General features: G+C 62.2%; 7 protein-coding genes and 1 pseudogene. 3 read left to right on the top strand and 5 right to left on the bottom strand.

The features are described 5' to 3' along the window. Window positions 1-607: AAA family ATPase (locus tag VIQ49_RS03540; protein ID WP_331880813.1), on the top strand; the 607-nt coding region annotated here is incomplete at its 5' end. Between the two features lie 91 nt (window positions 608-698). On the opposite strand, the gene VIQ49_RS03535 is transcribed toward VIQ49_RS03540, so the two are convergent. Both VIQ49_RS03535 and VIQ49_RS03530 read right to left on the bottom strand, forming a co-directional pair. After that, the gene (locus VIQ49_RS03535) at window positions 699-1,880 is read right to left on the bottom strand and encodes an endonuclease/exonuclease/phosphatase family protein (RefSeq protein WP_331880811.1); all 1,182 of its coding nucleotides are present in this window, start codon (window positions 1,878-1,880) and stop codon (window positions 699-701) included. Further along, on the bottom strand, window positions 1,864-3,900 hold the full coding sequence (locus tag VIQ49_RS03530; RefSeq protein WP_331880809.1) for a phage holin family protein: 2,037 nt from the start codon (window positions 3,898-3,900) through the stop codon (window positions 1,864-1,866). Before VIQ49_RS03530 ends, VIQ49_RS03535 begins: the two co-directional genes overlap by 17 nt. Window positions 3,901-3,940: 40 nt before the next feature. On the opposite strand from VIQ49_RS03530, the gene VIQ49_RS03525 reads away from it, so the two are divergent. After that, on the top strand, window positions 3,941-4,735 hold the full coding sequence (locus VIQ49_RS03525) for an MBL fold metallo-hydrolase (RefSeq protein ID WP_331880806.1): 795 nt from the start codon (window positions 3,941-3,943) through the stop codon (window positions 4,733-4,735). 28 nt (window positions 4,736-4,763) lie between these two features. Here the strand turns inward: VIQ49_RS03525 and VIQ49_RS03520 are convergent, their stop codons facing one another. Then, on the bottom strand, window positions 4,764-7,181 hold the full coding sequence (locus VIQ49_RS03520) for a Tex family protein (protein ID WP_331880803.1): 2,418 nt from the start codon (window positions 7,179-7,181) through the stop codon (window positions 4,764-4,766). Window positions 7,182-7,610: 429 nt separating this feature from the next. Between VIQ49_RS03520 and VIQ49_RS03515 the strand changes: the two are divergent. Next, window positions 7,611-8,553: pseudogene (locus VIQ49_RS03515) on the top strand (IS481 family transposase); the annotation flags it as partial. Between the two features lie 103 nt (window positions 8,554-8,656). Here the strand turns inward: VIQ49_RS03515 and VIQ49_RS03510 are convergent. Continuing rightward, window positions 8,657-9,505 (bottom strand): hypothetical protein, encoded by an 849-nt coding sequence (locus tag VIQ49_RS03510; RefSeq protein WP_331880816.1) that lies wholly within the window; start codon window positions 9,503-9,505, stop codon window positions 8,657-8,659. Then, a complete protein-coding gene (locus tag VIQ49_RS03505; RefSeq protein WP_331880802.1) occupies window positions 9,502-11,214 on the bottom strand; it encodes an AAA family ATPase in 1,713 nt (570 codons plus the stop codon). Before VIQ49_RS03505 ends, VIQ49_RS03510 begins: the two co-directional genes overlap by 4 nt. Window positions 11,215-11,658 lie beyond the last annotated feature (444 nt).

Below are 11,658 nucleotides of genomic sequence, written 5' to 3'. Positions count from 1 at the left end.
GCGCCGCAAGCCGTTCTCGGTGGTGCTCTTCGACGAGATCGAGAAGGCCCACCCGGACATCTTCAACACGTTGCTCCAGGTGCTCGACGACGGCCGGCTGACCGACGGTCAGGGTCGCACCGTCGACTTCAAGAACACCGTGCTGATCATGACCAGCAATCTGGGGTCGGACATCATCTCGAGTCGCTCCGGTGGCCTCGGTTTCAGCTCCGGCGACACCGAGCTCGCGGAGAAGCCGATTCGTGATCGGGTGATGGGCAGGCTGCGTGAATCGATGCGGCCGGAGTTCCTCAACCGCATCGACGAGATCGTCCTGTTCCGCAAGCTCGACGCGGTCCAGCTGCATGAGATCACCGACCTGCTGCTGCAGGACAGCCGGAAACGGCTGCGCGCCAAGGGCATCGACATCGACTTCAGCGAGGCTGCAATCGACTGGATCGCCGAGCACGGACATCAGCCCGAGTTCGGAGCCCGTCCGTTGCGGCGCTCGATCCAGCGGTCCGTGGACGACCGGATCGCTGATCTGTTGCTCGACGAGGTTCTCACCGACGGCGGCAAGGTGTCGGTGGCGGTCACCGACGGTGAGCTGGACTTGATCGTCAGCTGATCTCCGGGGCAGGTGACAACACACGCGCCACCTTTGCAAAGTCGAGCCGCGTGTAAGTGGCTCGTCTTTGTATATCCGGCTCGTCTGCGGGTCAGGCGATGGCGTGCAGGGTCAGCTCCACCACCACCGGATAGTGATCGCTGGCCCTCACCGCACCGTCAGGGACAAGCAGCTTCCGAGGATTGGCAGCCGAGAAGTGCGCCGACGCGTACACCCGATCACTGTTCGGCGGGGCTCCGGCAGTGGATTCGGTCAGCCCCGCTGCGGCGAACACCGCGTGCTCCCTGACGAACTCGGCTGAACCGTCCCGGGTGTTGAAGTCGGCGCCGAAGATCGTCGGCCCCGGCCAGGTCGCAACGGTTGCGACCACCGGTTCGATCTGGCGTTTCGGCTCGTCGATCCCGTGTTGCGGCGGGCTGAAATGTCCCGACATCACCCGGATGTGGTTGCCCGCAACGGTTCTCACCATCACGTCGGTCGCCACACGGGGTTGATACTCCTTCGTCCCCCCGAACGGCAGCCATGGCCGCCCTAACTTGTTGCTCGCCACACCGGCCCAGGCATCAGCCGTCGCCCGGAATCGTCGTCCGAAATCGTCCCCGAGTGCGTCACCGATTCGCAGGCCTCGCGCATCGGTGATCGTGCCGCCGTGGAAAGTCATCACGCCGGTACCTTCCCGCCTGCCGTTGACCTTTTCTATTGCCGGTGTCATCACGGCGCCGGTGGGGTGCAACCTCTTGACGAGCTGGCACAACGTATCCACGAAGTTCGACCGCACCGCACAGTTGTCGAGTTCTTGGAGCAGAACGATGTCGGGTTGCTCCTGCCTGATCGTCTCGGCCAGAAGTTCGAGTTTGGCGGGTGTCGCAAAGAACTTTCCCGGCCCTCCCATACCGCCGTGCACGTTGAACTCCATCACGCGCAACGTTTCCGTCGCGGCAGGTGTCGCCGTCGGGACCTCGTGGGCACCGACCACGCCGACCTGGCCGACTGCCCCGTGCAGGCGGGCTCGGCCGGCTCGAACCCCGAATACGGCACCGGTGCTCGCACCGAGCAGCAGCCCCCGGGCCATCCCGAGACCGGTCGTCGCACCCACGATGGCTCCGACTCCGGACCCACCGACGACGTAGCGGGCGTTGTTGCGCAGTTGTGTTCCAACACAGTCGATGACACCGCGCACCTGCGCTGGTTCGGACAACTCAGGCAACGCGGCTCCGAGCGATGTCGGACACTCCGCCACCGCATGCACGTTCCGATCAACCGAAAGCGCCACTGCCGTCGTCCTCCCCGTGTGTTCCGCGAACTGGAATGTCCATGTGCTTGTTGTCCCCGAACAGATCCCGCCAGCCGGCGAGTACACGATGAACGGCCTCGGCACCGTGGAGATGATCCGGCGGCGGCGGCAACACGCTCGGGCACAGCAGGAATGGCGTACTCTGCGGACCACCCATGCCGCCGTGCGAACCGACCTGTTCCTCGAACGCCGCGACTTCGTCTGTCTCCGGCCAGTACGCGCCACCGACCATGATGTCGGCCACGTTGTCGAATGTGTCGGTCCGGCGGATCTTCTCGAGCGCGTCGGGTCCGAAGTCCGACAAGGGGTCGATGCCGTCAACGGCGCCGGTGGTGACGTCCACGGTGCCGACGGCACCGAGCACGATCGACCCGCCCGACGGCCGGGCGACAAGCAGGAACCCGATGCCGGGATGTGAGCGCAGTCCGTCGAGGAGTCCTGGGTGGGCGGCCTCGATGGTGTCGGTGTCTGCGCGTCCAGGGATCAGCGGGAAGCTGATCAAGCCGAGGTTGCCCGAGCCCAGCACCACCGGCAATCCTTCATCCGGTGTCGGTGACGCCGGTTCTTTTGGCGGCCGAACACTGGCCACCGCATAGTCGGCTCCCTCGGCACCAGTGTGCGTGTCCAGCGACGCGCTGGGCGCTGCTTCGCCACACAGTCGTAAAACGAGCTGTTTCAGGTCGATTCCGTACCGCTGCAAGAACGTCGCGCCCTGACTCTGTCCGTGGTCCGACAGGATCGCAACGTGGTAGGGCCGATCTGCCTGCTCGACAACCGCGAGGAGAAGCTGGATCTCCTCGTCGATCTTCGTCAGCACCTTCAGGGTTTCGGGACGAGAGATCCCCGAGTGATGCGACACCTCGTCGTAGCCGATGAGGTCTGCATAGACGATGCTTCGGCCACCGATGAGGTCGCGGACAACAGCTGCCACCGTGACATCCGTCGCCAGCACCGTGGTGAATGCTCGCACCAACGGGTAGATTCCGCCGCGCGGTACCCGCGGACGGATGTCGGCGCGGCGCTGATGCCACGACTGACGCAGCTCCCGCTGCACCTCGGCAACCATCCGGATCAGTGTGCGCAGCGCACTCGACGGATCGAGGAAGTACGACGAATATCCCGCCCCACCACCCAGACGCGCGCCGTGCATTCGGCTCACGACGAGGACGTTGTCCTGCGCTCCGCCGGTGAACAGGTTGCCGCGGCTGGCACCGTCGACCGCGAGCAGTGCGGTGCGATCGGCGCGTTCCATCTCTCGATCCTCGTTGTCGCGCGGATTGCTGAAGACAGCGATCTTTCCGGTGCTCTTTTCGTACCACCGAAACGCGGGCACATTGTGATTCGACCCGTGCAGTATGCCGAGCTGACTCGCCCCGGTCTGACTGCTCCAGTCCGTGTGCCACGGGATCAAGGTGTGGCTTTCCCGCACCAACGCGGCCAGCCCCGGTGTCACACCGTCCGCGATCGCGCGCCGCAACACATCGTGGCCGAGACCGTCGATCTGGATACACAACAATCCGGGGGTATCGGGGACGGGCGCATGATTGCGCTTCAGCCGCTGACGGCGCACCTGCATCAACCGATAGGCGGTGTTGGATCGTGAGGCGATCGCACCGCCGACAAACGAGGTGAACAACGACAGGAGCATTGCCATCAGGACTGCATCCCACAGTTTGTCGACCGCCGCCACCGGGACGACAACCAACGTCACCAGCATGATCGCGCCGCTGGCGAAGAAGACGAGCAGGAACAGCAGGGCCGGTCCGATCCACGACATCAGCCGCAAGAACACCGGCCAGAGCACCGCGCTGAGCAGACCGAAGACCAGCGCCACCACCAACGCCGAGGGCAGCCGGGACAACGCCGGGATCCCGAAATCCACCGATTCCAGCGTGATTCCGTCGAAGACCGCGTCGAGCACCAGGATCGCCAAGGCGGACGACAGCCACAGCACCACGAACTCGATGACGAGACCCACCACTCGAGCCGTAGTGCGCATAGACCATCCCTTTCGCCTGATCTCTGGGATCGTAGTGCGTGTGGGTGCGACATCGGGTGCAGACGACGCGGGTCGTATCGGCCATACCCTGCGCTGGCTCGGCCACGCGAGCACGGTGATCGAGGACCGCGGCACCGTGGTGATGACCGATCCCGTCCTCACCGCCCGGGTCGCGCATCTGCGGCGGCGGCGAGGCCCTGTTCCCAGCGATCCCGCGGTGCACCGTCCCGATGTTGTGCTGCTCTCGCACCTGCACGCCGACCACACGCATCTGCCGTCGCTGCGACAGTTGTCCGAGGATGTCCCGATCGTGGTCCCGGCCGGTGCGCCCGATGCGCTACCGGCGCTCCGCGACGTCGGCGACCGACTGATCGAGGTGCAACCCGGCGACACGGTGGCCATCGGGGAAGTGACGATCGGGGCCGTACCCGCCGATCACGACGGCCGGCGGTGGCGGCGCGGCCCGCGGCACATACCAGCGCTGGGATATGTGATCACCGGCGACCGGCGCACCTACTTCGCCGGCGACACCGACCTCTACCCTGCACTGGCCGACTGGGTCTCCGACATCGACCTGGCGCTGCTGCCCGTCGGGGGTTGGGGACCGACTCTGGGTGCGGGACACATGGATCCGGAACGGGCCGTGCGTGCCGCGGAGATCGTGTCGGCCCGCCACGTGGTACCCATTCATTTCGGCACCCTGTGGCCCATCGGCTTGGGCAGGGTCCGGCCCGAGAGATTCTTCGGTCCCGGTGGCGAGTTCGTGCGACTCGCCACCGAGACCGGACTACGTGCAACCGAATTGGAACCCGGTGCATCGCTGAACAATCAGTAGCCCCGCGCCGATCACCCGTAGATACCGACTACTTATTACCGAAACCGGCGTCGCGCAGCGCCTGGGCCAGCGAGCCGTTCGCCGGAGCCGGGGCTGACGACTTCCGTCCGGAGTTGTTGTCGCGCTTGGCATTGCCTCGTTGGTCGGGGCGCGGTCCACGCCGCTGTCCCCCGCCTTGTTGGCCGCTGCCTTGCCGGCTCCCGCCTTGATTGCCCGCACCCTGGTTGTCGCCACGCTGCGGCTTGGCCTTTCCGGCACCGGGCTCGTCGTTCAGGCGCAGTGACAGCCCGATCCTCTGGCGGTCGACGTCGACCTCCATCACCTTGACGCGGACAACCTGACCCGACTTGACCACCTCGTGCGGGTCGGAGACGAACTTGTCGGCCATCGCAGAAACGTGAACCAGGCCGTCCTGGTGAACCCCCACGTCGACAAACGCGCCGAACGCGGCCACGTTGGTGACAACACCTTCGAGCACCATGCCCGGCTTGAGGTCGGCGACCTTCTCGACTCCGGCGGCAAAGGTTGCCGTGGTGAACGCCGGACGTGGGTCGCGGCCCGGCTTCTCGAGTTCGGCGAGAATATCGGTCACCGTGGGCACACCGAAACGTTCGTCGGCGAACTCGGCCGGACGCAGCGACCGCAGTGCGCGCTCGTTGCCGATCAGTTCGGCGAGGGTGACACCGGATCGATCGAGGATCTTGCGCACAACGGGGTACGCCTCGGGGTGCACACCGGACGCATCCAGCGGGTCGTCGCCCTCCCGGATCCGGAGGAAGCCGGCGCATTGCTCAAATGCCTTGGGGCCCAATCGAGGAACCTTCAGCAGCGCTTTGCGGCTCGGGAACGGTCCGGTCGCGTCGCGGTGAGCCACGATCGATTCGGCCAGCGTTGTGGTCACGCCCGAGACACGTGCGAGCAGCGGCACCGACGCGGTGTTGAGGTCGACACCCACCGCGTTCACGGCATCTTCGACCACGGCGTTCAGGCTGCGGGCGAGGATGCCCGGTGTCACGTCGTGCTGGTATTGACCCACACCGATCGACTTCGGCTCGATCTTCACCAGTTCTGCCAGCGGATCCTGGAGCCGGCGTGCGATCGATACCGCGCCGCGCAGCGAGACGTCCATATCCGGCAGTTCGTGCGAGGCGTATTCGGACGCCGAGTACACCGAGGCGCCGGCCTCGGACACCATCGCTTTGGCCGGGGCCTTGCCGGTGGCCTTGGAGATCTCGGCGATCAGCTCGCCGGCCAGCGCATCGGTCTCGCGGGAGGCGGTCCCGTTGCCCACTGCGACCAACTCGATACCGTGGCGGGCGACCAGCGCGGCCAGCGTGGCCTTGGACTTGTCCCACTGGTTTTGCGGCTGGTGCGGGAAGATCGCGCAGGTGTCGAGAACCTTCCCGGTGCCGTCGACCACCGCGACCTTCACCCCGGTCCGGAATCCGGGGTCGAGGCCCAGGGTGGTGCGCGCGCCGGCGGGTGCGGCCAGCAGCAGGTCACCGAGGTTGCGGGCGAACACCGCAACCGCATCTTCCTCGGCCGCGCGACGGAGCCGGACCCGGGCGTCGACCATCGCGGTGATCATGAGCTTGGTACGCCACGCGAGACGGGCCGTCCCGATGAGCCATGGCGTCGCCGGGCCGGAGTTCGCCACGTCGACACCCAGAGCCGAGGCAGCCATCGCCTGGTACCCGTCGTCGTCACCGCCGTCGAGCGTGAGTGAGAGCGCTTCTTCCTTCTCTCCTCGCATCACCGCCAGGACCCGGTGGGACGGCATCTTGTCGAGGGGTTCGCCGTACTCGAAGTAGTCACGGAACTTCTGTGCCGCAGGGGTATTGGCCACGGCCTCCGATTTCGCCACGGTCCGCAGCGAGCCTTCCGTCCAGAACTTCTCACGGACGGCGCCGACGAGTTCGGCATCTTCGGAGACCTGCTCGATCAGGATGTGGCGGGCACCGTCGAGGGCAGCAGCCGCATCGGCGACGTTCTCGGAGACAAATCCGGCCGCGACATCCTCGGGAACCAACGAAGGATCGGCCAGCAATTGCTCGGCCAGCGGCGCCAGCCCGTTCTCCCGGGCGATCTGCGCTTTGGTCCGTCGCTTGGGCTTGTACGGCAGATAGATGTCCTCGACCCGCGATTTGGTCTCGGCGGCGTTCAACGCGGCCCTGAGCTCGTCGGTGAGCTTGCCCTGCTCCTCGATGGACGCGATGACCGCGCCGCGCCGCTCGTCGAGCTCACGGAGGTACCGCAGACGTTCGTCGAGGGTCCGGAGCTGGGCGTCGTCGAGGCTGTCGGTGGCCTCCTTGCGGTAGCGGGCGATGAACGGCACCGTCGACCCCTCATCCAGCAGCTTCACCGCTGCTGCCACCTGTTCTTCCCGAACATCGAGTTCCTCGGCGATGCGAGCGTTCACGGACTTCACAGCTGCGATCGAATTCACGAACAGAACAATACCGAAACCCGCGGACGGCCTGGCGAATGATTCCCACCGTGACAAGGACCCCGCGGTTGCGCTGGATCACTCGCCCCGATCCCGGCTCCGCACGGCAGCTAGACTGCAGGTTTCGCCGATACGCGTTCGCCGAGGCGACATGACTGGTCGACCGGTCGCATGTATACCGGGCAATGGTTGCGATAGGCCTAGCGATTGGAATCCCGAACATGAACTCGGGCCGATTCCCTCGAAGTGAACTACACGCGACTGGAACTACCGATGACCTGCGGCCAACCTCGACTTCACTAGTGCGTGAAGCCGGCGATCGGTTGGCAAGCAAGCCGCCATGACCAGGGACGTTGTTAACGGTGTGGCACCGACGTACCTCCGGTATCGGTGTCGTTACCACAACTGCACCGACAACCCGAGGTCCTCTTGTACCACTCTGATGCCTTACTCACTCCGAAAGGAGATTAAAATCGCTTCGGCGATCGTTGAGGACACTGGTTGATCCGCCGCCGCCGAGCGGCTCCAATGCTCACCCGCCACGGCCAAGAAGTGGGCCGACGGCTACTAGAGCGGCGGTCAATCGTGGATGGTCGATCGATCCAGCCGACCCACCACAGCCCAAACCGCACCCACTCGACGCCAACGACAAATCATCAACCTGCGCTTCACCCGCCGCTGGAGGACCACACCGCATCGCCTACACCTGCGCCGCACCACCGTCGGAGCAGTCCTGAACCGATAGCAGATGTCACTTCTGGGGCACCGGGACCAGAACACCGGCCTAACGGTCCGCCGACCTCAACCGCGCCGCAACGAAAAACGGGCGAGGGACCTGATCCACATCGACCCTAAAAGCCCTCGGGCGCATCCCCAACGGTGATGGGCACCGCAAACTCGGACGCACAATCGGACGCCGCAACAACAGAAAGAAGGGTCGCGGTTACCCCTTCGTCCACCACGCCGTCGATGATCACAGCCGACTGGCGTACTCCGAGATACTCGGCGACGAACGCAAAGTGACCGCCTCTGCGTTCTTCAAACGCGCCAAAGCCTTCTACGCAACCCATCAGATCACCATCAAACGAGTGCTCACCGACAATGGATCCTGTTACCGCTCAAACCTTTTCAAGCACACCCACGGACCAGACATCAAGCACAACCGCACCCGCCCGTACCGGCCGCAAACCAACGGCAGAGTCGAACGATTCAACCGGACCTTGAACCAGGAATGGCCTACGCCCGCACCTATCTGTCAGATGAGGCCCGCGCTGCGACCTACCAAGACTGGGTGCATGAATACAATCACCACAGATCCACACAGGCATCGACGGCAAAATTACCGACCGAACGCCGCACCGCTCACAACCTCCGGGAAGAACAGTTAGCTCGCGCTGAACACAGACCGTCGGCAGGCCATTGCGACACGACGAACAATAGAAAGTCTGCGTGCACCTTGTTTGGACTTTCGATCGCTACGGCTTCGCAGCAGGCGGTTTCGAAACCATTTCGCTCACGAGACGAACCGCGATCTCGTTTACTGACTCGACCTCGAAGTACACGACCCCGCAGCCGACCGCCGCGATCTTGGCCGCGCGGGCCTCCGAATGCCCGATCCGCCCCGTCACACAAAGGGCAATATCTTTGCCAGGGCGTAGATTTCCCCATCGTTTGTCCAAGTCGCGCGGCTTCTTGCCTTTCTCCGACGGAATCCACTCAATATCAGCGAGAGAAAGCCCGGTCGCGCGACAGATTGCTTCAACCACATGTTCCGAGGCCTTCCCGCCAACGATGTGCAGACGTTGACCTGAGAAGATCCCTGCTATCGCCCCAGTTCTCTCCACCGAGAGTTGTCGATGCGGTTCGAAGCAAAGTTCCAAACTTTCCGGCGGTGCAGGATCAATTGCCACAGCGGACTCCATTCGAGACCAGCTAGTCTCAATCGTCGCAATGGCGACAACCTCGTTGCCGACCGAACCGGAGATATCAAGTTGCAAAACCTCCGATTCTCGATTTCCCCCGACATAAGCGGGATCCAGACTGCGACGAGGAGGTCGAGCGGTCGAATCGACCTGTCGAGATATAAGACTGTGAAAAGCTCGACGGTACTCATTGCGTAGTTCGCGGGGATAGAAGGCGATATCTGATTCCGGAAACTTCCGATCCGCATATTGCTCTAGAACGAATCTGAGGGTTTCTGAGCCCATTACGAGTCGCTTATCTGTCGACCAATCAACGAGCGAGCTCCAGAACTTAAGCAGGGACTTTTCTTCAATAGTGTCAACTGGAAGAAGCACGATCCTCGCATCCACTAGAATCTTCAATTCGCAGACTCCGATTCAAGGATTTTGCGCACGGCAACCACCAGCGCTCGCGCTTCTTCATCCTGGGTATCGAAAAACCCCGACGGCCAATCAGAGAAGTCTCCAAGACGACCCACATGCAGGCGTCGTACATCAGTGTATCCATTGTGCTGCTCAGCAAATAGGATCGCGATGCGATCAGAGTTTTCTGCACTCTCAACCACTCGTCTTCGCAGCCTTGTGATCATGTATTCGCTATGCGTCTCGACAACTACGGCTACATCTGGGCGAGACCAGAGGAAGAAGTCCGCAAGCCGACTCTGCACCGATGGATGCAGGTGAAGCTCGGGTTGTTCTAACAACACCAATGATCCACTCGGAGCCGTCAGCACAACGCTTAGTACTGGCACGAGCTGGCTGGCACCGACTCCAATAGTCGTCAAGTCTCGCTCTACCCCATTCAGCTTAATTCTTAAACCACGCCCCAGCTTGCCCTGGTCTTCAACCGAAACATCCTCACCTACCCCGAGGTAGGAAATCCATCGAGTAAGAGCCTCTGCAACCGTTCCATTGCTATTGAGACCAGCCCAATCACGGTAATTTACCTCCGTGTCATTCGATCTCGAGAGCAAGTCGGCCGTATACTCACCACGTGGCCCGGCAGGCAAAGCGTCATATCGCGCACCTGTCGGAGACACCACTTGTGGCTCCTCTCGAAGAGGGCCAAGATACCTGATCGACTGCCGAAGTGACCCCAAGGCATCCCTAGCAAAAGCTAGTGTAGTTGCAGCTCTCTCCTGATCAGCAGGGACACCTATTAAGGCCTGAAAACGCAGGGAGGCGGGATGATTTACGGGAGAATACGCCGAGAGGGGCAATCGCCCTATCGCCTCCTTCGGCACTTCGGTCTGTACGAATTTTTCCAGCAGCTCCCTGAGTTCGGCCTTTCTAAACTCAGAAAGCGCGGAAAAGAACCCGATCCGACGAGACGGGACGGAGTCGCGAAAACGAGCCGGGATTCGAGTCTTGTCAGCATTGATAAACTGGGTTAGCTCGTACATGATGTTGAACGAATCATCCGCTTCTGGATCTTCAATTGCTTTCTTTAGCGCTTTTCGCATCTCCCTTAGGACTTGTTCGGGAGTTCGCTTGAAAACAAGCAAATCTGGAAACAATCCCGATAGTCTGACATACGTTCCAGAAGAAGCTGGCTTCCCGTTCATTATCCGCACGCGAAGGAGCGTTTGATGCAGCCGGGGCTCAAGGACTTCATCACGGATATCGGGGTTCACACGATCCGAGGTCGCTACGACCAGTTCAGTGCCGCTGTCATTATCCATCGCAACAATCTCGCGAACCACAAGAGAACTTCCGACAGCAGCAAGCGTGATCTCCACAAGGAGATCATTGAGGATGACTTCCGAGTTATTCATGTGCTTCATGCTCGCCACATAGCCCAAGGTCATCGTATCCGAACCAGTGCTAATTACATCAATTGGATCGCCGAGCCTAACGAGCGGTCCGTTGAGAATCAACTCCTCCGGGGTGCTTTGTGCCAGCAATAGAAGACTCTGAATTAAGCTGGATTTTCCAGAACTATTTGCTCCTACAAGTACATTCAAACTAGCCAGCGGGAGCGTCGCATTCTCCAACGCCTTGAAGTTGCGGACGCCCCATTCGATCGCCTGGGGCCTAACACCCCGACGGGAAACACTTGCGCGCTCGGTCATCTCGATACCATACATCTGCCAGTTGAGAGCGTAGCCGTCCGCCGCAGAAGATGATCGCGAGTACTCGAGGACCGGCGCGATTGGCGACAGCTCCTACCACTCGGAGTCCGGATATACTGCGCCGACCACTAAATGAGCGTTGTCCTCCATACGACATCAACCGGCCAGCCGGAGCACTCACACCTCAACGTCGAAGGCGTGGCCCACCGTCGCTGAAGCGCAGTTGTCTCGAAAAACTCTGCGAACCCCGAAGGGACATCGAGGACAACTCCTGATCCCTGCCCGGCAGCAGCGGTCAGATCTATCTGATAGGTGGCGACACCACCGTCATCCTATCGGCTTCATGACCGACCTCCCATCTATCCGCATCCGCAACTGATGCTCGGCCGAGGACGGCGCGACCGAGGTCATAGGAATCGGTCGACAATGTGGCCATGGGCCGTA

The sequence above is a fragment of the Williamsia sp. genome, from assembly GCF_036566845.1.
Classification (GTDB): Bacteria; Actinomycetota; Actinomycetes; order Mycobacteriales; family Mycobacteriaceae; genus Williamsia.
This window is presented reverse-complemented; position numbering and strand designations above follow the sequence as displayed.

Bases quoted from the DNA above. Each gene is read 5' to 3' on its own strand.
- VIQ49_RS03530 (WP_331880809.1), bottom strand. From the start codon at position 3,900: ATGCGCACTACGGCTCGAGTGGTGGGTCTCGTCATCGAGTTCGTGGTG.
- VIQ49_RS03505 (WP_331880802.1), bottom strand. From the start codon at position 11,214: ATGACCGAGCGCGCAAGTGTTTCCCGTCGGGGTGTTAGGCCCCAGGCG.